19 protein-coding genes and 1 tRNA gene are annotated in these 25,497 nt (G+C 62.1%); 7 read left to right on the top strand and 13 right to left on the bottom strand.

Annotated features, from left to right (window positions below; genetic code table 11):
* From Q1A91_RS21920 to Q1A91_RS21910, 3 genes are all read right to left on the bottom strand, one after another.
* Positions 1-575, bottom strand: a 575-nt coding sequence (locus Q1A91_RS21920) for a LamG-like jellyroll fold domain-containing protein (protein WP_299882635.1), incomplete at its 3' end; no start/stop codon positions are given.
* A gap of 340 nt (positions 576-915) precedes the next feature.
* A complete protein-coding gene (locus tag Q1A91_RS21915) occupies positions 916-3,321 on the bottom strand; it encodes a YbcC family protein (protein WP_299882634.1) in 2,406 nt (801 codons plus the stop codon).
* A 21-nt stretch (positions 3,322-3,342) separates the two neighbouring features.
* Entirely contained in the window at positions 3,343-4,902 is a 1,560-nt protein-coding gene (locus Q1A91_RS21910) for a proton-conducting transporter membrane subunit (protein WP_299882632.1), read from the bottom strand.
* 106 nt (positions 4,903-5,008) lie between these two features.
* On the opposite strand from Q1A91_RS21910, the gene Q1A91_RS21905 reads away from it, so the two are divergent.
* Positions 5,009-5,887 (top strand): LysR family transcriptional regulator, encoded by an 879-nt coding sequence (locus Q1A91_RS21905; protein WP_299882630.1) that lies wholly within the window; start codon positions 5,009-5,011, stop codon positions 5,885-5,887.
* 33 nt (positions 5,888-5,920) lie between these two features.
* Here Q1A91_RS21905 and Q1A91_RS21900 read toward each other — a convergent pair whose 3' ends face one another.
* The 3 genes from Q1A91_RS21900 to Q1A91_RS21890 form a co-directional block, all read right to left on the bottom strand.
* Entirely contained in the window at positions 5,921-7,339 is a 1,419-nt protein-coding gene (locus Q1A91_RS21900) for an RtcB family protein (protein ID WP_299882628.1), read from the bottom strand.
* A 307-nt stretch (positions 7,340-7,646) separates the two neighbouring features.
* Positions 7,647-7,721: transfer RNA gene (locus Q1A91_RS21895), tRNA-Lys, on the bottom strand.
* A 367-nt stretch (positions 7,722-8,088) separates the two neighbouring features.
* Entirely contained in the window at positions 8,089-9,645 is a 1,557-nt protein-coding gene (locus Q1A91_RS21890; protein WP_299882626.1) for an RNA-binding protein, read from the bottom strand.
* A gap of 173 nt (positions 9,646-9,818) precedes the next feature.
* Between Q1A91_RS21890 and rtcR the strand changes: the two genes are divergently transcribed.
* Complete coding sequence (rtcR, locus tag Q1A91_RS21885) at positions 9,819-11,399, top strand: RNA repair transcriptional activator RtcR (RefSeq protein ID WP_299882624.1); 1,581 nt, start codon at positions 9,819-9,821, stop codon at positions 11,397-11,399.
* Between the two features lie 35 nt (positions 11,400-11,434).
* Here the strand turns inward: rtcR and Q1A91_RS21880 are convergent, their stop codons facing one another.
* Positions 11,435-12,298 carry an alpha/beta fold hydrolase gene (locus Q1A91_RS21880; protein ID WP_299882622.1) on the bottom strand — a complete coding sequence of 288 codons (864 nt, stop codon included), beginning with the start codon at positions 12,296-12,298 and terminating at the stop codon, positions 11,435-11,437.
* A gap of 233 nt (positions 12,299-12,531) precedes the next feature.
* Here Q1A91_RS21880 and Q1A91_RS21875 point away from each other — a divergent pair, with 233 nt between their 5' ends.
* Positions 12,532-14,487: a bifunctional 2',3'-cyclic-nucleotide 2'-phosphodiesterase/3'-nucleotidase gene (locus Q1A91_RS21875; RefSeq protein WP_299882620.1), complete on the top strand. Its 1,956-nt coding sequence runs from the start codon at positions 12,532-12,534 to the stop codon at positions 14,485-14,487.
* An 18-nt stretch (positions 14,488-14,505) separates the two neighbouring features.
* On the opposite strand, the gene argE is transcribed toward Q1A91_RS21875, so the two are convergent.
* The 6 genes from argE to Q1A91_RS21845 form a co-directional block, all read right to left on the bottom strand.
* Positions 14,506-15,648, bottom strand: a complete 1,143-nt coding sequence (argE, locus tag Q1A91_RS21870) for an acetylornithine deacetylase (protein WP_299882618.1) — start codon at positions 15,646-15,648, stop codon at positions 14,506-14,508.
* A gap of 3 nt (positions 15,649-15,651) precedes the next feature.
* Complete coding sequence (locus tag Q1A91_RS21865) at positions 15,652-17,721, bottom strand: FAD-dependent oxidoreductase (protein WP_299882616.1); 2,070 nt, start codon at positions 17,719-17,721, stop codon at positions 15,652-15,654.
* A gap of 216 nt (positions 17,722-17,937) precedes the next feature.
* Complete coding sequence (locus Q1A91_RS21860; protein WP_299882614.1) at positions 17,938-18,876, bottom strand: LysR substrate-binding domain-containing protein; 939 nt, start codon at positions 18,874-18,876, stop codon at positions 17,938-17,940.
* A gap of 45 nt (positions 18,877-18,921) precedes the next feature.
* Entirely contained in the window at positions 18,922-19,596 is a 675-nt protein-coding gene (locus Q1A91_RS21855; protein ID WP_299882612.1) for a DUF1028 domain-containing protein, read from the bottom strand.
* Complete coding sequence (locus tag Q1A91_RS21850; RefSeq protein ID WP_299882610.1) at positions 19,593-20,009, bottom strand: RidA family protein; 417 nt, start codon at positions 20,007-20,009, stop codon at positions 19,593-19,595. Before Q1A91_RS21850 ends, Q1A91_RS21855 begins: the two co-directional genes overlap by 4 nt.
* A 21-nt stretch (positions 20,010-20,030) precedes the next feature.
* Entirely contained in the window at positions 20,031-21,308 is a 1,278-nt protein-coding gene (locus tag Q1A91_RS21845; protein WP_299882649.1) for an NAD(P)/FAD-dependent oxidoreductase, read from the bottom strand.
* A 284-nt stretch (positions 21,309-21,592) separates the two neighbouring features.
* On the opposite strand from Q1A91_RS21845, the gene Q1A91_RS21840 reads away from it, so the two are divergent.
* From Q1A91_RS21840 to Q1A91_RS21825, 4 genes are read left to right on the top strand one after another with little or no spacing between them, the layout of a single operon-like run.
* Positions 21,593-22,684, top strand: a complete 1,092-nt coding sequence (locus Q1A91_RS21840; RefSeq protein ID WP_299882608.1) for an ABC transporter ATP-binding protein — start codon at positions 21,593-21,595, stop codon at positions 22,682-22,684.
* Positions 22,684-23,610, top strand: a complete 927-nt coding sequence (locus Q1A91_RS21835) for an ABC transporter permease (RefSeq protein WP_299882606.1) — start codon at positions 22,684-22,686, stop codon at positions 23,608-23,610. Before Q1A91_RS21840 ends, Q1A91_RS21835 begins: the two co-directional genes overlap by 1 nt.
* Positions 23,607-24,413, top strand: coding sequence for an ABC transporter permease (locus Q1A91_RS21830; protein WP_299882604.1), 807 nt, complete (start codon positions 23,607-23,609; stop codon positions 24,411-24,413). Before Q1A91_RS21835 ends, Q1A91_RS21830 begins: the two co-directional genes overlap by 4 nt.
* A gap of 29 nt (positions 24,414-24,442) precedes the next feature.
* Positions 24,443-25,480, top strand: a complete 1,038-nt coding sequence (locus Q1A91_RS21825) for an extracellular solute-binding protein (RefSeq protein ID WP_299882602.1) — start codon at positions 24,443-24,445, stop codon at positions 25,478-25,480.
* The last annotated feature ends 17 nt before the right edge of the window (positions 25,481-25,497 follow it).

Here is a 25,497-nt window from a genome sequence, read left to right as displayed (position 1 = left end):
GCCGCTGCCAGCGCCTGCATCTGGCCTTCGCCCAGCTGCTGGTCAAAGACCATGACGTTGCCGATCTCACCCTCAAACAGCGAATGCGCATCCTTGCTGTCGCTGTCGCGCCACGCCCGCGATCCGCCGATCACCAGCGAGCGGTCGTTCATGTCGATGCCCTGCTTCCACGTCGGCTCCGCCGCGACCAGCGCGCCGTCCAGCCAGACCTCCAGCCCGTCTTCGCCAAAGGTGACGGCAAGCTGATAGGTCTTGTCCTGGGTCAGCACCAGATTGGGCACTTTGAGCCACTCGGTCTTGTCCGCGCTCTCCTGCGTGACCACCAGCGTGCCGTCCTTGATCCAGACCGTCAGATGCCCCCCATCCTCACGCCCCGACCCATCCTTGGAAATGAGCGCCTTGTCCCCCGGCAGCCATGCCGTCGAAAAGCTCAGGGAGATCGTGCCAGACGTGAGTTCAAGAGAGGCGTGGTGGCCGAGATCTGTGTAGTCCCCTTCCGTCCCTGAGTATATTCTGTTTTCGATATCGGAGAAGACGGTGGGCGTGGCGAGCGGGTTGGCAGCGGTATCGGGCATTCAGTGTTCCTTTTCAACGCAGTACCAGAGCACTAACGGCGAATTGGGGACCCTTTGCGGCTCCAGTCGGGGATATTTGGGAAAAGTTCAAAATACAGGCAGAAATCCGCCTATTGCACGTCACATCTCTGTTTTAATTGAGATTCTTTTGCCCGATCTTTTGGGCAAGATGGACTTAATCCACCGAAAAAAGGCGGGAATGTGCCATTCCTGGGCAGAAAATGAACCGATCTGCGGCGGGGCGGCGGTAGAACCGGAATCGCAGGTCTCAATTGATTTGGGCGATCCCTGCCCCCGCATCCCGCCCCGAACGGCATGCGGAGGCATCTGGCAGTGATGCCTAGCCCGCCAGTTTCACGTCGGGCTCAGGCATGTCCATCGCGGCCACCTTTGACCACTTCAAATCGCCCTCATACCGCCATGCCATCTGGCCGTTTTCGTCCAGTGCAAACAGATGCAGCCAACGGTTGTCGAACAGCGCCCGCACACCGTCGTGCCGTTCAAGGATCCCCGCCATCGCCTCGCGCGGCGCCTCAATGCAGACCGACAGCCGCAGCGGGTCATGCACAAAGCCCTCACCGTCGTGCACGGATTGCCAAGGCAAACCGGCGCGCAGCGTGCCGCCATTGCCTTCGACGACGCCAATCCCGCCCGTGACATTGTGCAACACCTTGTTGCCCGCACCGAATGTGTCAGGCGCCACCGTAGAGCCGTAGTATTGCAGGCTGATCCAGCTGGCCACGACCACAGGCGCGGTCATGATCAGTTCAAGCACGCCAAAGCCCTTGTCGTTCTTCCAGTCATAATCATGCAGGAACGCGCGACCTTCCATGCTTTTGCCCGCCGTCCGGTGGCGCGGTGCCGCGATGAAAGCCTTGCACCCGGCAAGGGCCCATTCAGGCCGGGTTTCAGCCCAGTCCCGGCTGCGGATGGCAACGTCTTTGTCCCCCTCTGCGCGGGGCAGCCGCAAGGCGCGTTCCCCCCGCGTGACGGCGCCCGCGGATGTGAACCAGCTTTCAGCCTGCCGTAGATCAGCGGCATGGGTGGTCGATGGCACATCCTGCGCAAAGAGGGTCATGGCATCCGTGGTCGTGTCATGCAGTGCACCGAAAAAGACAGTATCGGACGGCACGGTGATGCCCCGTTCGGCCAAGCCGTCCCGGACATCCGTTGCGTTCAACAGCCCCGCAAGCAGGCGCGCGTTCACTTCCCCTGAATACCCACCGCAGGCACCACAGTGCAGGCCGCTGGCGAAGGGGTTGTTCACCACATTCGCACCGTGCCCCGCCAGCACCACCAGACGGGCGAAATTCTCGGTAAAGGACATCGCGCGCAGGATCGTCTCTGCGGCGTCGATCCGGGCGGCAAGGCCCAGCGCCGGATCAAGCCGGGGGGCCGGACCACCCGGCACGTCGTTCGGGGCCATGTTCATCGCATCCCTGATCAGCTTGCCTGCATAGATCGGCCCGGTTGCCTCCACAAAGGCGAAGGAGGAAACGGCGGCCAGTTTGAACCGCCCCCATGCGCGGCTGGCCCGTGCCTTGAACCGGGCGTTCTGATCGGCCTGCGGATCATCCCCCCGCGCGGTGGAAGTGACGCCCGCGTTCAACAGGACCGGCAGGCGCAATTCCTCAACATCCGATGCAAAGCCCTTGTGAGACGCGGTCAGGCCAAAGAAACCTGCAAAGCCCAGCGTCTGGATGCCGGGGTCAACGGCCTCCAGTGCGCGGCGGAACACTTCGGAGCGCACATCAATGCAGAACGCGGCCTGAAGTGCGGGGCGGTCCGGGTTGGCATCAGGTGCGGGTGCGGCAAAGCGCTGCGCAAGGTCGCGTTGCACCGCGCGCTCCCATGCTTCTTGCAGGATCGCGTTGGTGGTCAGGTCATCGCCCGCGATGACGGGGACGGCATGGACGGCTTTGACCGCCTCCCATTCCTCACCGATCTGCGCCTTGTACTGCGCAAGCAGGGCTTCTTCCCACAGCAGACGCACTGTCAGGATGTCGGTTATGGTGGTGTCCCCCTGCCCGGCCAGTTCGGCCTGCCACAGGTGATACCGCGCGACCTGTGCCCAGCCACCAAGCGTAAAAAGCAGTTGATGCAGGTATGTCTCAAGCACATCCTCCGTCAGGCCCAGCGCCTGTGCGCCCTGCACCAGCGCATCCTCTGCCCGATCCGGCCTGTCGCTGACAAACTGGGCAAAGCCTTTCAGCCCGGCAATCTCAGGCGTCAGATCGTGGGTCGCGGTTTGCCGCCAGGCATCATAGGCCCCGCGCCTGCGCGGTGCCGCCCAAAGCGCCTGACCCTGATCGAAGTAGCCCGCCGCCCAATGCCCGAACCGGTCCGCAATGATCCCCGGCCAGTCGATGCCAGAGGCGGATGCCGCCAGATCCGCGATGGTCGGCTGGGGGGCAATGGAGGGTGCGGCGATGCCAGCGCGGCGTTTGACCTCCGCCAGATCGGGCAGGTCTTTCCCGGTCTGCACAGACAGCGCTGCGATGATATCGGCATCCGTGATGGTGCCGTCCTGAAGGCGGGTCATGTACCACGCACGCGGCATGGTCACGGGCACGCCGCCGACGCGGCCCAGACGGGCCCCGACCTGCGCAAGATTTTCCTCCGTCTGGCCCAGAAACGGGTTCACAGCAACGGAGGAGGCCAGCGGCCAGACCGGCGGGATGGCGCGGGCGGCGGCATCACCGGCTTTGGCAAGGGTGTCGTTTGAAAGCGCAAAAGAGGTGTTCATCGGTATGATCCTTGTCAAAAGTCAGGAGGAACGTGTGGTCGACCAGCCGCCCAGCAGCTTGTCGAAGACGGCATTGGCATAAAGCCCGTTGGACAGATGCACGCGCAGCCCCGCTGCCGCCGGGTGGTACGCCCAGAGCGGGAACATCGCTTGGGCCACGGCCACCACGCCGAAACTGAGCAGCGCCAGCGCGATCAGCGCCCATTCCAGCGGACCGGGTGCGGGTGTCGCAGGCAATGTGCCCGCCATCAGCCACTCCGCGCCGGTCTGAAGGGTGAAATACCCCACCGCCGCCGCCGCGGAATAGGCCGCTGTGCGCTGTGTCAGGACACGTGGCGCGCTGTCCGCAAGGCCTTGCGCCAAAAGGTAGGCCACGCCGAAGATCAGAATGGCGCCCAATGCAATCGCCTGCGGCGATTTACCGGAAATGCCAAAGACGAAAGCCACCGCAGCGTAGATCACCAGCGCAATCAGAAACGCCCGCCCAACGGCAAGCCCGTTGGGAATGGCCACAGGCCCGGGTCGGCGGATGGCCGCCACGCCGTCCACCGCAGTGCCGGAGGCAAGAAAGGCGTGCGCCTTGTAAAGCGAATGCGCAACGATATGCAGCAGCGCCAGCGGGAACAGCGCCAGACCGCATTGCAGGATCATGAACCCCATCTGCGCGACTGTAGACCACGCCAGAGAGGTTTTGACCGCAGATTGGCTCAGCATCACCAGCCCGCCAAACAGGGCGGTAAACCCGCCCAGCATCGCCAGTACCGCCAGCACGCCCGGTGCCAGCAGCATCACATCCGCAAACCGGATCAACAGAAAACCGCCCGCGTTGATCACCCCGGCATGCAGCAGCGCGGACACGGGCGTTGGGGTTTCCATCACTTCGGTCAGCCATCCATGGGTGGGGAACTGCGCGGACTTCAGAATGGCCGCAAAGGCGAGCGTGGCCGCGATCCAACCTGCCATCGCCTGCCCTTCCCCAAGGCGCGCTGCGGTCAGGATCTCGGTGATCGACCCGGTGCCATACTGCACATAGAGCATGACCACCGCCGCCAGCAGCGCCACATCCCCCAGCCGCGCAGTGATCCACTTCTTGCGTGCCGCGCGCTGTGCGGCGACGCGGCCCGGATAGTGCAGCAGCAGCTTGTGCAAAAACAGGCTCGTGGCGATCCAGGCAAGGACCAGTTGCAGCACATTGCCCGCAATCACCAATAGCATCACGGCGGCGAGCGTTGCGCACAACCAACCAGTGAACGGCCCCTGCTCAGCCTCCCCATCCATGTAGGTTGCAGCAAAGCGCACCACGACCCAGCCGACGAAACTGACCAGCAGCAGCATCACAGCGCTGACCGCATCCAGACGGGCAGACAGGCCCAGACCTGCAATGCCCATCAAACCCGTGCTTGTGGCCCCTTCAGCCGTCACGGCAAGACCGGAAAGGACCGCAGCGCCCAGCGCCGCTAGGCTGATCGCTTCGATCAGGCGCAACGCCCTGAGCGGGCGCATCTGCGGGCCGCGAAAGGCGATCACCGATGCGGCGATGAGGGCAAGAGGGGCCAGAAATAGCAATACAGCAGGTGTCACGGGTATCTCTCCTTTAGGCTGAATGGCAGCTTGCGGGAGCGATATCAGGCAATCTTCCTGCATAAAAATTCATTGTTCATTCGAATTCGTTCTGTTTAATAGATAGATGTCCGAATTCAACTATCACCACCTGCGCTACTTCTGGGCGGTTGCCCATGATGGCAACCTGACCCGCACGGCCGAACGGCTGAACCTGTCGCAATCGGCTGTCTCCGTTCAGATCAAGCAATTGGAAGCCTATCTGGGCCATGCCCTGTTTGAACGCCGGGGCCGCCAGCTGATCCTGACGGAAGCCGGGCGGATCGCGCTGGACCACGCCGATACGATCTTTGCCGCCGGTCAGGAATTGCTGGGCACGTTGCAGGAAAAGGGCCGCAGCCGTCAGGCGATCCGCATCGGCGCGCTGGCCACCTTGTCGCGCAACTTTCAGATGGAATTCCTGCGTCCGATTCTGGACCGCCCGGATGTCGAGGTGATCCTGCGCTCCGGCACCAGCGCGGATTTGCTGTTGGGGCTGGAGGGGCTGAACCTTGATGTTGTCCTGATCAACCAGCCGCCCGCGCGGGATTCCGTGACGCAATTCGTTTCTCATCGCCTGTCGGAACAGCCGGTGAGCCTCGTCGGCACTCCGGAGCGGCTCGCGGGAGAACGGGATCTTGCGGCACTGGTGGCCCGTGAGCCGGTCATTCTGCCCATCGCGGACACTGGCATTCGCATCGGTTTTGACGCATGGACCGACCGTCTGGGTATCCGCCCGCAAATCGCGGCAGAGGTGGACGACATGGCGATGATGCGCCTGCTGGCCCGTGCAGGTGCAGGGCTGGCCGTGCTGCCCCCGATCGTTGTGCAGGATGAGCTTTCCACCGGGCGATTGCTGGAAGCCGGCCGCCTTCCGGGGATCGGTGAGACCTTCTATGCCGTCACAATCGCCCGCCGCTTTCCAAACCCGATCCTTGGGGAATTGCTGGACGGGCGCGCCATCTAAGCGCGCCCGCCCCATCTTTTCGTCTGCCCTGTGTTACCGCCTGCCCTTCTTCTTCCGGTTCATCCAGAAGGGCGGCACGTCACCGGCCATGATGCAGCCGTAGGGATCGATGTAATCCTCGATCTCAGCCAGATCATAGGACTTGATCTGCGCCACCACATTGCCCGCGTTCTTGTAGCTCGACGGCAATTCGGACGCATCCACACCACCGGCATGGAACCGGACATCCAGACCTTCGGTTTCGGCCTTGAGCATCTGCTCGGGCGTGACCGATCCCATGCGCCGCTTGTGTTCAGAGCGGGAGAAGTTCCGCCCTGCCCCATGCGGGCTAAAGCCCAGACCCTCCGACCGGTCCTTGCCGCGTGCGACAAGCACGGGTTCGGACATGTTCAGCGGGATCAGCGTCAACCCTGTGGCATCCGCCGCATAATCCCCCCACGCAGGGGTTGCCCCCTTGCCATGGTAGAACAGATCGCCCCGCTTGAAGACGAAGTTATGCTCGTTCCAGAACCGGTCGCCCACCTCACCCACCTTCGCGGCCTCAACCGTGGCCTGATGGAGCGCATTGTGGTTGGCCTTGGTCCATTTGCGGATCAGTTGCAGAGCTTCCCAATAGGCAATGCCCTCTTCCGTATGCGCAGGGATCCACGCATTCTGCTTGGCCGTTTGCGGCGACAACACCTTGCGGAACCGTTCCGCCACGGCCATGCCGTTCTTGTACAAGACCGCCCCCGGCCCGCGCGATCCGTGATGGGTCACCATCGCCGTGCGGCCCGTCTTGCGCGAACGCCCGACAAACAGAAAGTGGTTCCCGTCCCCTTGCGTGCCCATGTGCTCCTGCGCCATGCGCAGGGACTTGGGGTTGTTCAGGAACACGTTCTCGCGAAACGCATCGATCAGCTTCAGGGACGTGGTGAACCGCTTGCCCTGCGGACGCCCGCCAGGCCCAAAATGCGTGACCGATTGCGCGGCATCCAGCACCGTCTTTGGGTCCGCATGACCCAGATCCGTGATCATCACAGAACAACAGATATCGGCCGAGTGCATGCCCGGATGGATTGCATTGCGCGCCGCAGCAATCCCGCCCACCGGGATCGTGCCCACCGGTCCCGCAGGACAGGCATCCGGCATCACCGCCCCACGTTCAATCGTGGGCGTGCGCATCAAGGCGGTCATCGTCTCCCGCACCTTGAGGATGTTGTCCTCTTCATCGGGATGGGCCACGTCGATGTTCTCAAAAAACGGCACCTCACCCGGCGCGCGCAGGTCGTGCGTCACCGGCTCGGGCGGGATCTCGCTTTCCAGTTCCTGCCGGATGCGCACAAGGCCAAAGCCTTCGGCGCGCATCTCATTGGCTTTCACCAACAGTGCACCGAACTGCTTGCCGGGGCGATGACCCCAGTCCTTCAGATGATCGCCCGTGACGGGGTAGTTTGTCTTTTCTTCACTCATCATTCCATCTCACTCTACATCCCCCCCGGCGACAAAGCGGTCGCGTTTATGGCAACCAGAAGAAACATCGGGACCCGCCCCGCGTGGCGTGTCCACGCGTTTGCCGTCTGGGCGCCTGCAAGGAGGGGAGTTGAACCCGCTCGGCTACCCCGGAGGTGTGCAATGTAGTTCCTTCGGCATTCGCCGGGGGGTTCCTTTCGTTTCTGCTCAGGAGGACAAGTTTGTGCGGGACAGCGGATTCGAACCGCAGGGCCAAAGGCCTTCAACCAAAGATGTAGTCCCGCAGGCATTCCTCCTGTGTATTTTCTGGTGTGCCCGGTGGGGATCGAACCCACGACACGCCGCTTAAAAAGCGGCTGCTCTCCCACTGAGCGACGGGCGCATTGGACACGGCGACAAGTTGGTCGTTTTGCAAGCAAAGAACGACCGTGGTGAAACACCCGCTCTACCACTGAGCTACACCGCGGATGCGGTGGCGGGGATCGAACCCGCGACCAGGAGATTAGAAGTCTGTAGTTCCACCGGCATTCGCCGCGTACTGTTCCTTTCAATTTCTGGGGCCTCAGGGGGAGGCCGCAACGGCGTCTTGCGATGGTTTAGACGACAAGGCGTTTCGCCAAGGCGTGACGCGACCCACGCATTTCCGAAGGGTTTCAATTCTCAGGCAAGGTCAGGCGGACAAATCTGATTGTGAGACATCTGACAGGGTAAAGCTGTAGTCCCACAGGCATTCCGCCTGACCTCTTTTCTTACACGTCGATCTTGCCGATCTCCCCCACCCAATGGTCCGGGCCGGTGCGACCGGCGGCGAAGGCGGCGATCTGGTCAAAGACCGCATCCGAGAACCCGCCGATGTTCAGCACATCCGCTCGGGTCTGCGCCTGCGTGGTGCCGTATGGCGCGATGTCGATGCAGACAAGTCTGGCCTTCGGGTTCCGGCGTTTCAGCTTTTCCCATTCCTTCAACATCGCCGTGCCACGACCTCCGGCATGGGTATCCACCCACGACTGGTTGTCAGACACGAACACCACCAGATCCGGCGCGCGGCCCTGCTTGTTCAACCACACCAATGGTGCTGAACAATTGGTCCCGCCCCCGCCCAATGCTGCCAGACGCTCCGCGTTGGTCAGGATCGTGTCGCGCGGCTCCAGACGTACGTCACGCACGTCAAAGTCGAACGGCAAAACCTGACACCCCCGGTTCACCCGCAGAAACGACGCCGCCACAAGGGCCGCCACATCCACGTGCCGCACAGCCGAGGTGGCCCCCGGCCGGTATCCGGTCACGGACCAGGTCATCGACCCGGACACATCCGGGCACACGACGACCTGCCCTGCGACCCCCGGCACGTTCTGCACCGCGATTTCCATCGCGTCATGCAGCGCGTCCACGATCTGGCGCGGCATATCCGCAGCCACATTCTGCGCGGCGACCATCAGCTGGTACGGAAACGCCCGCGCCTTTGCGATGGCATCCCGGTTGCGCAGCAAGCCAGCCACATGATCCACGTTTTCGGCACGCTCAAAGACACCGTGACGCTGGAACGTGTTCAGGCTCTGCCGGACCATCTGCCAGGACCCTTTGCGCGCAAGCTGCGCCCAATGGTCGGAAGACAATTCCAGCTGCGTCAGCATCTGGGACGGCACATCCGGCAGCGGACCTGTGCCGGTCTCCTTGAAGACCAACCAGTCCTGCACTCCCTGTGGCAGCCGTGCCAGATCGCACGGCCGCCCGACAACCCAGGCAAACAGCGCTTCCCGCGCGGCATTCGCCGGCTTTGGGTGCACCATCTTGATCACGTCCGCCAGTGACGGGTCATTCCCGATGTTGGCGTTCAGCAGCGCCCAGTCGGACGCGGTGTTGAGCCAGTTCTGCACCATCGCCTTCGGCGCGGACCCCAGCGACTTGCGCCCTGTCTGGCCCGACCGGACCACCTGAACGAAAGTGCGCAGCATCTTCCCGTTGTCGACCAAACGGCCAAAGGCCGCCCGGAAGAGAACCGGATCACGCCGGGCCAGCACCGCCAGCAACACCGCAGGCATGTCCTTCATGTACCCGGACTGGCGGGCATAGATCGCCGCCTGCGCCAGAAACACCGGGTCAACCGCATCGGCCACGTCCAGAACATATTCCAGTTCCTCGGACGGCGACTGATAGAACATGCCCCCGAACGTGCCTGTCACAGCCACCTGCGCCAAAGCATGCGCGTCAGAATACGCATAGGCAGGCGCACCATGGACATTGGTCGCTGTCGCTTTCGGCAGCAACCGCCCCGTGATCGATGCAAACACAGATTTGTTCGCCATTGTTCCGTTCCTCATTTGTTGTGGAACGGTTTTGACATGAGTCGGAGGTAGGGCAGAGGGAAATCCTAAAATCACATATTTCATTGTTTTTAAATAATAATTAGCCTTTTCGAGACTGAAGGCGTTCTGATATAAGATAAAACCGGATAGTAAAATATAAAGATGAATACGATATGCGAAACGTGGTCCTCGGCTTCCTCGGCACAAAGCTCGATATGGGCAAGAAACGGCGCTGGAAACCAACGCTCAGCCTAGCAACACATCCCAACGTGCAGATCGACCGGCTGGAAATCCTCCATGACCAGCGGTTCAACCGCCTCGCCCATCAGGTCAAACGCGAGATCGAGGAAGCCTCCCCCGACACCGAAGTGCTGTTGCAGACCCTCGACCTGAAGGACCCTTGGGACTTTCAGGAAGTCTACGGCAAGCTCTTCGACTTCGCCCGCAGCTACGGCTTTGACGAAGACCGGGAGCGCTACTACGTACACCTGACCACCGGCACCCATGTTGCGCAGATCTGTTGGTTCCTGCTGACCGAAAGCCGCCACATCCCTGCGCGACTGGTGCAGACCGGCCCGCCCGGCCCGGATGAGGACACCCCCAAGTTCGACATCATCGACCTTGATCTGAGCCGCTACAACGCCCTGCAACAGCGCTTTGATCAACTGTCGCGTGAATACAGCGACCAGTTGAAAGGCGGGATCGAGACGCGCAATCCCGCCTACAACGCGCTGATTGACCGGATTGAACTGGTGGCCAGCAATTCCGATGAACCGGTGCTGCTGTTGGGCGAAACGGGGACAGGCAAGACCGAACTGGCTGAGCGGATATACAACCTCAAGCTCGACCGCCGCCGGGTCAAGGGGCGGATGGTGCATGTCAATTGCGCCACGCTGAACGGCCCTGACGCGCTGGCAGCGCTCTTTGGACAGCGGCGCAGCTATCAGGGACAGGCAGGCTCGGAACGCAGCGGGTTGCTGCGCGAAGCCGACGGTGGCGTGTTGTTCCTCGATGAAGTGGATGAGTTGGGGCCGCATGCGCAATCCATCCTGTTGCATGCAATTGAAACGGGGCGGTTCTATCCGCTGGGATCAGACCACGAAGTGTCGAGCCGCTTTCAGATCATCGCAGGCGCCAACCGGGATCTGCGCGCGCTGGCGGCGACGGGCCAGTTCCGGCCAGACCTGTTGGCGCGTCTGAACATGTGGAGCTTTCGTCTCCCTCCGTTGAGAGACCGCCGCGAAGACGTGGCCGCGAACCTTGGGTATGAGCTGGCCCGGTCGGAACGCACATTGGGCACCCAGGTCGGCTTCAACGCGGAAGCGCGGGAGAAATACCTGCGTTTTGCGACCAACCCCGCAACCCTCTGGCCCGGCAACTTCCGCGACTTCAGCGGCTCGGTCCGCCGTCTGTGCACCCTCGCCCCGCGCGGGCGCATCACCCGCGCCATGGTCGCCGAAGAGATCGAGACCCTGCTGACCGACTGGAGCGCCTCCAACGCCAATCGCGACGCGCAACTGCTGCAAGAGACCATGGGCGCCGCGGCTGAGGACATTGATCCCTTTGACGTGGTGCAACTGGCGCAGGTGATCCGCGTGTGCCGCCAGTCTTCCAGCCTCAGCGCGGCGGGCCGGACCCTGTTCGCGGTGTCGCGCGAAAGGCGCAAAACCCAGAATGACGCGGATCGGCTGCGCAAGTACCTGCAGAAATTCGGTCTTGAGTGGGATGGGCTGACCGCGCCAGCGGTCGGTTGAGACATCCCAAGGCGCAGCCCTCTGCCGCGCCGATCTCACGCCCAGCGCTGCACCAACGCTGGCCAGACCCCCTGCATTTTCTTGGAAAACGGCGCGATGTGGCCAAGTGATGAAACCCCCAGATCGCCGGGTGACAGCACATCGAACTGCACATCAGCGGCTGGATAAATCCGGCGCAGCGCCTCAACCCGGTGCGGCGGCACCATCACGTCATCCGCCAGCGCAACAAGGGAAACCTGCGCCTTGATCCGCGCCATCTCAGGCAGCGGCGCCTTGGGATCGTCGAGGAAGTAATCATGGCGCATGCACCAGCGCCGCCATTGCCAATAGACCCCGCTGGGCAAATCCGCACCCAGCCCCGCAACCTTGCCCGGCAGATACCCCAGCATCGCAACCAACAGCGGCCCGAACAGGAACCAGAACGCAATCACCTGCGGCATGTAGCGGGCAGGATGCTTGCGCCAGAACGGCAATCCGGAGGCCACGGCAATCAACCGCCTGACCCGCCGCCCCTGCGCATGAAACGGCACCGTCTGCCCGCCCAGAGAATGGCCAATCACATCCACCGGCAGATCGGGATAGCGCGCAATCATAAAATCCAAAGCCGCCGATTGATCATGCACCCCCCAATCCACCATCGTTGCCGTGGCGGCCCGCATGCGCCCGGTCCCGGACTGGCCAAAGTCGCGGTAATCATAGGTGAGCACAACCGCCGCAAAACGATCCGCGACCCAGGCTGCAAAATGACGGTAGTACCCCTGCGGCACGCCGGTCGCGCAATGGAGCACCACCACCGCGACAGGCGGCACAGCCGGGTGGAACAGGGTGCCAGCCAATCTGCGGTCACCCGATGCAAAGGTAACGGGTTCGGCCCGATTGTCTGAAGTGCTGTCGCTCATCCCGCCTCCGCCATCCGCGCATCACAAGGCTAGACCGATGGCACAAAGCATAAAAGCGCCCGTCGGCCCGCATTTTGCGATCCGACGCGAGGTCACCTTCCCCCCACGCCAGCACATTCAGCAACAGACAGCCCAACCTCTCGAAATGCGTCAACAGGCTTTGCGGTCTGTCATACCCCGATTACACTCACCCCATACGCAGAACACGCAATCAAAACGGGGGATTCTCAATCATGTCTATCGCACTCAACCGCCGCGGCTTTCTGGCCAGCACCGCAGGTTTCATCGCGCTGCATCCGTTCTCTGCCAATGCCGCCGCCAATCAGGCGCATCTGCGGATCATGGAGACGACCGATCTGCACGTACATGTGTTCCCTTACGACTACTACGCCGACAAACCGCGCGACACGGTTGGCCTTGCCCGCACCGCCGCGTTGATCAACGCCATCCGGGATGAAGCCTCCAATTCCCTGCTGATCGACAATGGTGATTTCCTGCAAGGCAACCCGATGGGCGATTACATCGCCTATGAGCGCGGCATGAAAGACGGCGACACGCACCCGGTCATTCAGGCCATGAACACGCTGGGGTTTGACGCCTCAACACTGGGCAATCACGAGTTCAACTACGGTCTCGATTTTCTGATGAAGTCCCTTGCGGGTGCCAGTTTCCCCGTGGTCAGCGCCAATGTCGCGCTTGAGATGGGCAGCGATCCCACCAAGGACAAAACCCTGATCGACCCCTACGTGATCCTCGATCACAAGGTCACCGATGGCGCAGGGATGGAGCATCCCGTGAAAGTCGGCCTCATCGGCTTCGTGCCGCCGCAGATCATGAACTGGGACCGCCGCCATCTGGAAGGCAAGGTGCAGGCCCGCGATATCATTGAGACCGCCCGCGCCTACATTCCGCAGATGAAAGAACAGGGCGCGGACATCATCGTGGTCCTCTCGCACTCCGGCATTGGCGCAGCAGACGCCAGCGACGGCATGGAAAACGCCGCCGTACCACTGGCCGGTCTCGACGGGGTCGATGCGATCCTGACCGGCCACAGCCACCTCGTCTTCCCCTCCCCCGGCTATGCAGAATTTGCAGGCGCCGATGTGGATGCGGGCACGCTAATGGGCACCCCCGCCACCATGGGCGGGTTCTGGGGCAGCCACATGGGCCTGATTGATCTGCTGATCGAAAAGGACGGCAGCGACTGGCGCGTAGTCTCCGCCGTGTCCGAGGCGCGCCCGATCTCCAAACGCAACGAGGACCGCTCCACCACCGCACTCGTGGACAGCGTGCCGGAAGTGCTGGCCTCCGTTCAAGCCGAGCATGATCAAACACTGGCCTACGTCCGCCGCGCTGTCGGCAAGACCGACGCACCGCTGCACAGCTACTTTGCCTTGGTGGCCGATGATCCGTCCGTGCAAATCGTCTCCATCGCGCAGATGTGGTATATTGAACAGATGATGAAGGGCACCGAACACGAAGGCCTGCCCATCCTCTCTGCCGCCGCGCCCTTCAAGGCGGGCGGGCGCGGCGGGCCGGAGTACTTCACCGATGTGCCCAAAGGCGACGTGGCGATCAAGAATGTCTCAGACCTCTACCTCTACCCCAACACCGCGCGGGCGGTGCGGGTGACGGGGCAGCAGGTGAAGGACTGGCTCGAACGCTCCGCCGGGATCTTCAATCAGGTTGCGCCGGGCGCGCAGGACGTGGTGCTGATCAACCCCGCCTTCCCCAGCTACAACTTCGATGTGATCGACGGGGTGACCTATCAGATCGACCTGTCGCAGCCGTCCAAATACGATCCAAAGGGCGAATTGCTGGACGCCAACGCCAGCCGCATCGTGAACCTCAGCTACAACGGCGCGCCGCTCGACATGAGCGCAGAGTTCATCATCGCCACCAACAACTACCGCGCCGGTGGCGGCGGCAACTTCCCCGGTGCCTCTGCGCAGACAACCGTTTTCGAAGGCCCCGACACCAACCGCGACGTGATCGTGCGCTACATCGTGGAGAAAGGCACAATCAGCCCGCGCGCGGACAGCAATTGGTCCTTTGCGCCGATGGAAGGCACGACGGTACTCTTTGATACAGGGCCAGCGGCAAGCGCCTATCTGGATCAGGTCGACGCCGATATCGAAGCCGCAGGCGATGGCCCGGACGGCTTCGCGCGGTTCCGCATCTCGCTTTAGAAACCGCAGAGGCGGCGCTTAACCCAGCGCCGCCAGCACCCGGTCCATCATCGCGTCACACGCGACGAGTTCTGAGACATCCAGCCCCTCATCGGGCTGGTGCCCATCCCGCGCCATATCACCGGGGCCGACCACGACCGCACTCAGGCCAAGTGCTGCAAAGAATCCGGCTTCAGTGCCAAAGGCGACTTTGGTGGGGGAGGTGCCCCCCGCCAGATCACAGGCCCAATCAACCACGCCGGCCTCTGCATTCACATCCAATCCCGGATAGGCATTGATCTGTTCAATGGTAATCCGGGCGCCTTCAAAACCAGCACAGACCCGGTCGGCGGCAGCATCAATCTCTGCCCGGATACTGGCCGCCGATACCCCTGCGATGTGCCGATACTCCATCTCCAGTTCCGCCCGGTCGGGGACAATGTTCAACGCCTGCCCCCCGGTGATCCGTCCGATATGCAAGGTGGTGTATGGCACGCCATAGGCCGCATCCTGCACCCCCTTCGCCAAGGTCTCTTGCAGCTGTCGCACCTCCTGCACAAACCCTGCCGCCACGTGGATTGCATTCACGAACTGCGGGGCCAGCGCGCTGTGACCCGCTTGGCCCTGGCAGGTCACCCTAAGCGCGGTCTTCCCCTTGTGCCCCACCGCCACCTGCATGCCCGTTGGCTCTCCAACGATCACCAGACGCGGCTGCCCGATCAGCCCTTGCAGCGTCGGCATCATCTGCTGCATGCCGACACAGCCGATCTCTTCGTCATAGGAAATCGACAGGCTCAGCGGCGCAGCTAAATCGCGCTTTCCCGCGTCCTCTGCGATGGCGAGTGCAGAGGCAAGAAACCCCTTCATATCCGTTGTGCCCCGCCCGAACACCCGATCCCCATCGCGGGTCAGGGCAAAGTCCGGACGGCTCCAGTTCTGCCCCGCAACAGGCACCACATCCGTATGCGCAGAAAGGCACACACCGTCGGCAACATCCGGCCCAATCCGCGCGAAAATCCCTGCCTTGCGGCGATCCGGCGACCAGATGCGCGTGACCGCAAACCCGGCGGTGCGCAACAACGCCTCAACCCAATCAATCAACTCAAGATTGCTCTGGTCACTGACGGTAGGAAAGGCAACCAGCCGCTCCAGTACCTCCAGCGTGCGCGCGGTCCGGCTCATCACTCAATCAACCGCCAGCGCCGTCACCTCACGCCGGAACGGCAGCGCGTCGCCAATGTCCGGCATGTCCAGCTCCCGCGCATAGCGATGCCCCGCATAGGTCGCCCAGGCAATCGGCCCCGGCGCATTGGCGTCTCCAATCAGCTTCACCGATGTGATCCCGGCATCCGCCCACGCCGCTTCCCGCGCTTTCAGCGCATCGTAAACCGCGCTGTTCTCCAGTTTGGAGGACACCATGACGACCCCGTCGCACGCCACATCGCGGCGCTGATCGGTGAACATGCAGTTCGTCTCCACATGATCCGCCCCCACGGACATCACCCCCCGGTTCAATTCAATCGTCACGCCCATGCCCGCCAGCCGACGGTGGATCTCATGCTGCTCCAGCGTGTTGACGGTCCATTCGCTGACATAAGCCGCAGGCGTGACCAGCGTCACGGTGCAGCCCTTCTCCACCAGCAACTCCGCCAGCACCCCGCCCATGTAGTAATGATCGTCATCATAGATCACCACATGACCCACAGGCGCGGCCCCCGCCATCAGATCATCCGGCGTGAACAGCGGCATGGCGGCATCCACCGCAAAGGGCACCACATGCTGGCGTGCCACCCCGTCGCGCCGCCAGCTTGCCCCGGTGGCGATGCAGACATTCTCGAACCCGAATTCCAGAATGCTCTCCGCGTCCAGGGAACTGTCGAAATAGGTCTGCACATTGGGCTTCTGGCTGATCTGATATTCCCGGTAATCCGCCACGCGCCCCCACGCCGACAACCCCGGCAACAGCCGCTCCTTCGCCACACGCCCGCCAACAGCCGTGCCTGCTTCGGCCAGCGCCACGTCATACCCCCGCTCCGCACAGGCCCGCGCCGCTTCCAGCCCGGCAGGGCCCGCGCCCACAACCAGCACAGTGCCGCTGTCGCCCTTGGCGTTCATCCGCTCGGGATGCCAGCCCTTGCGCCATTCCTCCATGAAGGTCGGGTTCTGCGTGCAGCGGCTGATCGACATGGTCATGTCGCCGGTGATGCACATGTTGCACCCAATGCACTCGCGGATGTCCTCCACCCGGCCTTCCTCGATCTTCTTGGGCAGGAACGGGTCGGCAATCGACGGCCGCGCACAGCCGATGAAATCCAGCGTGCCGGTGCGCACCATCTTTGCCATCACATCAGGCGAGGTGAACCGCCCGACGCCCACAATCGGCTTGTCCGTCAGATCATGAATGCCCTGCACCAGCGCCTGCTGCGCCCCCTCTTCGAAAAACCGGGACGGTCCCGAACAATCCTCCCAGGTGCCCTGCGCCAAATCCCACAGGTCCGGCAGGTTGCGGTTCATCTCGACAAAGTCCCGCACTTCTGCGTTGGAGAACCCCAATTCGCCAATGCTTTCATCCAGCGACACCCGCAGGGTGATCCCCATCGTCTCGCCCACCGCATCGCGAATGTCCGCGACCACTTCATTCACAAACCGCGCGCGGTTTTCCAAACTGCCACCATACTCATCCGTACGGTGATTGGTCGCCCGGCTCAGAAAGTGCTGAAAGATCCCAAACCCATGCGCGCCGTAGAGGCAGATCAGATCAAACCCCGCTTCCTTGGACCGCCTCGCCGCATTCACAAACCACCGCCGCAGATCGCGGATGTCGCTCTTGTCCAAGGCCCGCGCCTGCACCGGGTCATTGGTGAAGGTCCGGATCGGCTGCGCCGACACGGCCAGCGGCACTTCCTTGGTATAAAGGTTCGGCCCGTTCACCCCCGAATAGGCCAACTGTATCCCCGCCAAAGCGCCATGGCTCTTCATCTGGTCCGACATCTTGCGCAGCATCGGCATGTCCTTGTCTTCCCACAGCCGCAGCTCAATGAAGGGCGTGATCTCGGACGTATGGTGCATCTCGCATTGCTCGGTAAAGATCACCCCCCAGCCGCCTTCGGCTTTCGTCCCCCGCATCGCCGCCGCCGCAGACGGATCGCGGTAACCGCCGCCGTTGCAATGGGGCACCTGATAGAACCGGTTCTTGGCCGTGACGGGACCGATCTGCATCGGTTCAAAGAGAATATCATAGCTGGAATTGCGCACGTCTGGTCTCCGTCTGGAAGGGCTCACAGCAAACCATGGCAGAGGTTGGGGTTAGGCAAAAGTCACCGTTGCGAAACCATGGCTTAGGGTGGCGTTAAGTCCTGTTGCGGGGCAGATATGTCAGGCGTGACAGGAGCCGTGCAGTGCCAGACCGGTCGGGCGGTCTGGCGATGCACGGCGGGCTGCGCCCTTGATTCCGTGCGGGTGGATCAAACCCTACCCCTCCCCCTGGATCGCCTGCCCCGGATACCCCCACCCCGCCGTTGTCTCCGCCGCGTGCTCAATAAACGCATTCACCGACAGAACACTGCGCGCCCCTTCGGGAATGATCAGCCCCAGCCGCATCGGCCTGTGCGTCCCTTTCAACGGTATAAACCGCAAGGGCCGCCCATCGGGCGACAGATCAGAATGCGGACGAATGTTGGCAATGCCGAAGCCAAACCCATTGGCCACCAGCGACCGCATCACCGCCATATCGCGGGTCCGCTCGACCACCTGCGGTCGCGCGCCGACTGCATCAAAGAAGCTCAGGAAATACTCACTGCTCAGCGGCAAATCCAGCAGCACCATCGGCTCCTCCAACAGCGCTTCCACCGCGACTTCCGCCTGCTGCGCCAGCGGATGATCGGCAGAGACCATCGCATAAGGCGGCAAGGCCCGCAGCGGCACAAATTCCAGATCCGCCGGGATTTCCAGATCGTAGGACAGCGCCACGTCGATCTCCGCCCGACGCAGGCTCTCAAACAGGCTCAACTGATCCGCTTCACTCTGGCGGACCTGCGCGTCGGGGTATTTGTCCTCAAACCTGCGCCGAATCGCGGGCAACAAGACCTGCGCAAAGGTCAGCAGACACCCGATGTTCAGCGGTCCCTGCACATTGCCCGAAATACTGTCCGCCAGGTGGTTCAAAACATCCGCTTCGGCCAGCACCTTCTTGGCCTGCACCATGAACTGCCGCCCCGCCTGCGTCAGGCTCAGCCCATGGGCATGTTTGCGCACAAACAGCGGCAGGCCGAATTCATCCTCCAGATGCGATATCGCAGCGGAGATGGACGGGGACGACACATTCACCCGCGCACTGGCCTGCGCAATTGACCCTTCCTCGCCCACGGCGACGAAGTAATCCAACTGGCGCAAGGTGAACCGCAACGACATGCAGCCAGTTACGCCCGTTGTTCCGCAAGGTTCAAGAGGGCGCGCCTATTGATCCCCCGGCACCCCGTAAGACGGCGCCGCGCGGGGGTCGAGCGCGCGTTGCACATAGGCCTCCAGCTGCGGTTTGTAGACCTCCCAGGCGGTGGCCACCGCTTCAATCGGACAGTCCTCCGTCCAGTCACAGCGCAGATCGGCCACGGGCCAGCTGACCTCATCGACCAGCATCATGCCCGCTGAATGCACCGGCCCGGCTTCCCCTCCGGCTGCCAGCCCGGCCCGCATCGCGGCAATCAAACGGTCGCCCAGATGCCCAGCGCTGCCCAGAAACCCATCCACAATCGCCTGCGGCACGCTGTCATTGGCCAGAAGGTTCCCGCCTGATGCCACATCCTGCCCCTGCGCCTGCGTCCAGATGCCAAGGGAGTTCGGCCCCGAATGGATCGCCGTCCGCCCCTGCCCGTCCACGGCCAGCACCTGCCGGTATTCAATGTACCTGCCCTGCGCCTGCACCGCGGCCACAGCCTGCGCCGCCGACATGCCGCCTTGCATGGCATCCAACGCCAGCGGCCCCAACGTCGGGTCCGTCACGTTCTGAGAGGCCACCGCCCCCACGCCTGCCCGCGCATAGGAACACCTTGCCGCCACCGCCGGAGAGGACGACGAAATCGCCACGCCAAACATCCCCGTCTCCGCGCAGCGCGCCACCAATGAAAACGTCATTCCGGGATCACCGCCGTGCCGTCGATCTCCACCAGCCATTCCGGCCGCGCCAGCGCCTGCACCACCAATCCCGTCGACACCGGATGCACGCCTTTGATGTATTCCCCCATGGTCCGATACACCGCCTCGCGGTGCCGCACATCGGTGATGTAGACGACAACCTTCACCAGATGCGCCATCTCGCCGCCTGCCTCTTCGATCAGCTGCTTGATATTCTGCATCACCTTGTGTGTCTGTTCGACCGGGTCATGGCTGTCCAGATTGACGGCGTCGTCCAGATTCTGCGGACACTGCCCGCGCAGCCAGACCGTCTTGCCGCCCTGCGTGACCACCGCCTGACACAGATCATTGTCGAGGTTCTGTTCGGGGTAAGTCTCGCGCGTGTTGAATTTACGCAGCCGTGTATGTGCCATGTCTTGCCTTTCGAGGTGGGGTTATTCTGCCGCAGGCCGCACAATCGCAGCCTCCCCGTCATAGTGCTGATACGCCCGCTGGATCGCAATCTGATCCGCGACAAATTTCGCGTCATGCCAGACGCCCCACAGAAACGTCGATCCGCGCCGCGACTGCCATGGCAGGCCAAGGAAGTAGACGCCCGGCTCAACGCTGACACCGCGCTGATGGATCGGGGCACCCTTGTCGTCAAAGGCATCCACCTTGAGCCATGAGAAATCCTGTTTGTACCCCGTCGCCCAAATGATCGAGGCGACCCCCTCCGCTGCCAGATCAACTCCCTGCAACGGATCCGTCAAGCACGCAGGATCAGGCCACATCTCCCGCGCCTCGGGTTCCTCAGGCAGATCAAGCCCCATCCGCGCCGCATAGGCATCCGCAGCATCCAGCATCCCAAGATAATTCGCATCCCCCCCCGCGACGTTCCTTTGCAAATCATCCGCCACGCTGAGCACACCATCCGCATAGCGCTCCGTCCGCCCCAGCAGCGTCACACCCTCCTGCGCCAGCCGCCGGAAATCCATCGTCCGCCCGCCGTAAGCGCCGCTCACAGAAATCGTCACATGCTCCGTTCCCGGCTTCTGCGCAGCCAGATCCCACAGGCCCAGCACCCCCAGCCACCAGACAAAATCCCGGCCCCGGTAACGGCGCGGTGGGCGGTCATGCGGGCCGACAGACAAAAACACCTTCCGCCCCGCCCGGTTCAACTCATCCGCAATCTGCGCGCCGGATGACCCCGCCCCCACGATCAGCACCGCCCCGTCAGGCAACTGGTCCGGATTGCGGTAGTGATATGAATGAAACTGGGTCAGCCCAGCGCCATCAGGCACAATCTGCGGGATCACCGGGACCTGAAAGGCACCGGTCGCCGCGACCACACGGGTCGCCTCTATCACCCCGTCCGATGTCTCCACCCGGAATCCAGCGCGGTCCTTCAGCGGCACGGCTTCAAACACCTCAACGCCGGTTCGCACGGGCGCATCCACCATGTCGGCATATTCCACGATATATTCCGCCACCCGATCCTTGGAGACAAACTGATCCGGGTGATCACCCTTGAACTCCAGATTCGGAAAGCGATCATGCCACACCGGACCATTGGTCATCAGCCCGTCCCAGCGCCCCGTCCGCCAGCTTTCTGCGATGCGGTTCTTTTCCACGATCAGATGCGGCACGCCCTGCGCGCCAAGATGTTCGCTCAACGCGATGCCCGCCTGACCGCCGCCCACCACAAGTGTGTCTATTGTCTCCGCTGCCACATCCTGCCCTCCCGCCGTCAGTGTCCTGTCGTGTTCAAATGTGCCGGATGGTGCGGTCCAGAAAAGAACCTTCTGCATTAGCGTTGGTTAGGCCACCCCTAATGCAATGCCAGAGGGAAAAGGTTTCCCCTAAGCCAGACTTCGCAAATATCTATTTCTTTCCATGGCCCTCCGCGCATACGCTGAGCGCACTGCTCAGGAGAACCACATGCGCACAGACTGGCATCCCCCCACGCGGGACGCGACGCTCGATATCGCCCTTCCCGGATCACAGGGCGCACAGCATGACTGAAAACACGCAGATCGCAGTCGATGTGCGCGATGCAATCAAACGCTACGGGGATTTCACCGCCCTGCACCGCATCTCGCTCGGCATCCGCGACAATGAATTCTTCACCCTGCTGGGTCCATCTGGCTGCGGTAAGACGACGTTGCTGCGCATGATCGCAGGCTTTGAAGACGTCACCGAAGGCGCGATTTTCCTCTACGGAGAAGAGATCGAAGACCTGCCGCCCCACCAGCGCCCGGTGAACACGGTGTTCCAGAACTATGCGCTGTTTCCCCACATGAGCGTGCTGGAAAACGTCAGCTTCGGTCTGGAAATGCGCGGCGCTTCCAAAGCGGATGCGCGCACCCGCGCGGGCGAAATGCTGGAACTGGTCCAACTCACCCAATTCGCGTCCCGCAAGCCATCGCAGCTCTCCGGCGGCCAGCAACAGCGTGTCGCCCTTGCCCGCGCTTTGGCCCCTTCGCCAAAAGTTCTGTTGCTGGATGAACCGCTGTCCGCGCTTGATCTGAAACTGCGCAAGGCCATGCAGATCGAACTCAAACACATCCAGCGCGAAACCGGCATCACCTTCATCTTCGTCACCCATGATCAGGAAGAGGCGCTGACCATGTCGGACCGCATCGCCGTCATGTCCGCCGGAGAGATGCAGCAGCTGGGCGACCCCCGCGACATCTATGAAACACCGCGCAACATGTTCGTGGCGGATTTCATCGGTGACACCAACCTGCTGGATGTGTCCGTGGAGGGGATCGCCGCAGGCCGCGCCACCTGCAAACTCAGCGGCGGGCATAGGCTGACCTGTGACGCGGTCGACGGCGTGAATGCAGGTGCCAAAGTACATCTGTCCGTGCGCCCAGAACGCCTTTTCCTGTCCGACCAACCCACCGCCGCCGAAAGCCTGCAAGGCACTGTGGTGGAGAACATCTTCATCGGCACCGACATCTCCACCATTGTCGATGTGCCGGGGGGGCAGCATTTCACCGTGCGCACCTCCAACTCCGACCGGGGCAACAAGCGCATCCTTGATCCCGGCACCACGGCATACGTCAACATGGAACCGGGTGCCGCGCGCCTGTTGGTGGACTGATGGCGGGGGGTGCTGCAACCGGCGGCTCTGCCGCAGCCGATACCTACAAATCGGCACGCCACTGGCTGCTGCTGCCGTCCTGGCTGGTGCTGGTGCTCGTTGTGCTGGCACCTGTCTGCATGATGCTGATCTATTCCTTCCTGACCAAGGAATTCCGCGGCGGCGTCATTTGGGAACCAACACTGGCGGCCTATGACCAGTTCTTCTTTGACCGCGGCCTGTTCGGAGACGACCCGCCCAAGATCGAATGGACCTATATCACCATCTTCTGGCGCTCGATCTGGCAGGCCGGGCTGGCCACGATCCTGTCCCTGATCATCGGTTTCCCCACCGCCTATTTCATCGCCACCCGGCCAGAGCGCACCCGCGCGCTCTGGGTGTTTCTGGTCACAATCCCCTATTGGGTGAACCTGCTTATCCGCACCGTGTCGATGAAATTCTTGCTGCGTGATCAGGGCCCGATGAACGACTTCCTGATCAGCACCGGTTTGATCGACGATCCCCTGCGCATCGTAAACACAAACCTCGCCGTGCAGCTTGGGCTGTTTTACAGCTACCTGCCGTTCATGGTGCTGCCGATCTATGCCTCGGTGGAGCGCTACAATTTCGCCATGTCGGAAGCCGCCGCCGACCTTTACGCCACCAAATGGACCACCCTGCGCCGCATCGTGCTGCCTGCGGTGAAACCGGGTGTGATCGCAGGCTGTATTCTGGTGTTCGTGCCCAGCCTTGGCGCGTTCCTTGCGCCTGACCTGCTGGGCGGCGCCAAGAACTTCATGATCGGATCGCTGATTGAGGAGCAGTTCAAAGGCAACGCCGGCAACTGGCCCTTTGGCGCGGCTGCCGCGATGGTTCTGCTGACGATGGTGCTCATCCTGCTGATGATCTTTGCCCGCCAGCAACGCCGGGCGGAGGCATCGCCATGAGCGCAAAGACCGACGTCAAGAACTACACCGGTTTCCGCACGCTGACCTTTGTCTGCCTGTTCATCCTCTATGCGCCGCTGGTTGTGGTGACGATCTATTCCTTCAACGCCTCGCCTTCGATCACCGTCTGGGAAGGCTTCTCCCTGCGCTGGTACGGCGATGTGTTCACCGGCCCCGAAAGCGGCAAGTTCAAAGCCGCCGCCATCAACTCTTTCTCCATCGCGCTGATCGCCGCAACACTGGCCACGATCATCGCCACTTCTGCCGCCACCGCCATCGTGCGCGGGGGCATTTTCAAAACCCGCACCCTGTCGCTGGGTCTGATCAGCCTGCCCTTGATGGTGCCGGAGATTGTGCTGGCCGTCGCCACCCTGATCTTCTTCAACGCCGTCGGATTTACGCGCGGCTACATGACGATCCTTGTGGCCCACATCGCCTTCTGCATTCCCTTCGCCTACCTGCCTATTCAGGCGCGCATGCAGGGGATTGAGGATACCTATGAGCAAGCCGCGATGGACCTCTATGCCACCAAGGCGCAGGCTTTCCGCCGGGTGCTGCTGCCGCTGATGATGCCCGGTATCATCTCAGGCTTCCTGCTGGCGTTCATCGTCAGCCTGGACGATTTCATCATCACCAATTTCGTCAAAGGCGCGGGTGTTGAGACCCTGCCCACGGCGATCTTTGGCTCGGTGAAACAAGGGCTCAAGCCCAACATCATGGCGATCTCGACAATGCTGCTGGCGTTGTCCATCGTGATGGTAACGCTGTCCTACGTCGTCTCAAAGACGGACAATACAAAATAACAAAACGATCCCAACAAGGAGTACATCTCATGAAACCAATCAAACGCATGACACAAACCGCCATGGCGCTGGCGCTGATGGCATCCGGTGCCGCAGCCGAAGGCGATCTGGTGATCTATCACTGGTTTGAATACATCCCCCAGGACCTGCTGGACAAATTTACCGCTGAAACCGGCATCAATGTCACCATGGACACCTACGATTCAAACGAGTCGATGCTGGCTGCCCTCAAGGCCGGTGGCATGGGCACCTATGACGTGGCCGTGCCGGGTGACTACATGGTCAAGATCATGGCGGGCGAAGGTCTGCTGGACACCATCGCCGACGGCGAATTGGCCAACAAAGGCAACATCGCCCCCGAATGGGCCGACCCCAGCTTTGATCCCGGCCGCAAGCATTCGATCCCTTACCAGTGGGGTTCCACCTCTTTCTCCGTCGACAGCGATGTCTACAGCGGTGACATCAACACCACCGACATCCTGTTCAACCCGCCTGCGGAGTTGGCAGGCAAGATCAACATGCTCGACGCGCAGGGCGAAGTGCTGGCCACAGCCGCGCTGCATCTTGGCATCCCGCAATGCTCCACCGACCGCGAACAGCTCAAAGCGCTGAACGATCTGTTGCAGGCCTCCAAGGACAACTGGGTCTCGTTCAACTCTGACACGGCGAAAGAAGTGCTGGTCTCCGGCGACGCAGCGGCGGGGATGATCTGGGACGGGTTCAGCGCCAAGGCGCGCGAAGAAAAAGCCTCCATCACCTATGCCTTCCCCACCCAAGGGTATGTGGTGTGGATGGACAATGTCGTGTTGCTGAACGACGCACCCAACCGCGACAGCGCGATCAAGTTCATGGACTTCCTGCTGGAGCCTGAGAACATCGCCGCCGTCTCCAACTTCGCGCGCTATGCGGACGGTCTGACCGGCACGGCGGAATTCCTGGATCCCGCACTGGCCACTCTGCCCGAAGCCAACCCGCACGATGGCGCTGGTCCCGGTGTGTTTGTCGAAGCCTGCGATGAAGCCACGCAAGCCGTCTATGACCAGATCTGGACGAACCTGAAGAAGTAAGCCTGCTTGAGGCATGA

Origin of the sequence: uncultured Sulfitobacter sp., from assembly GCF_947500075.1 — a bacterium.
GTDB lineage: Bacteria > Pseudomonadota > Alphaproteobacteria > Rhodobacterales > Rhodobacteraceae > Sulfitobacter.
Note: the sequence above shows the minus strand (reverse complement) of the source record. Positions and strands in the feature narration are given on the sequence as shown.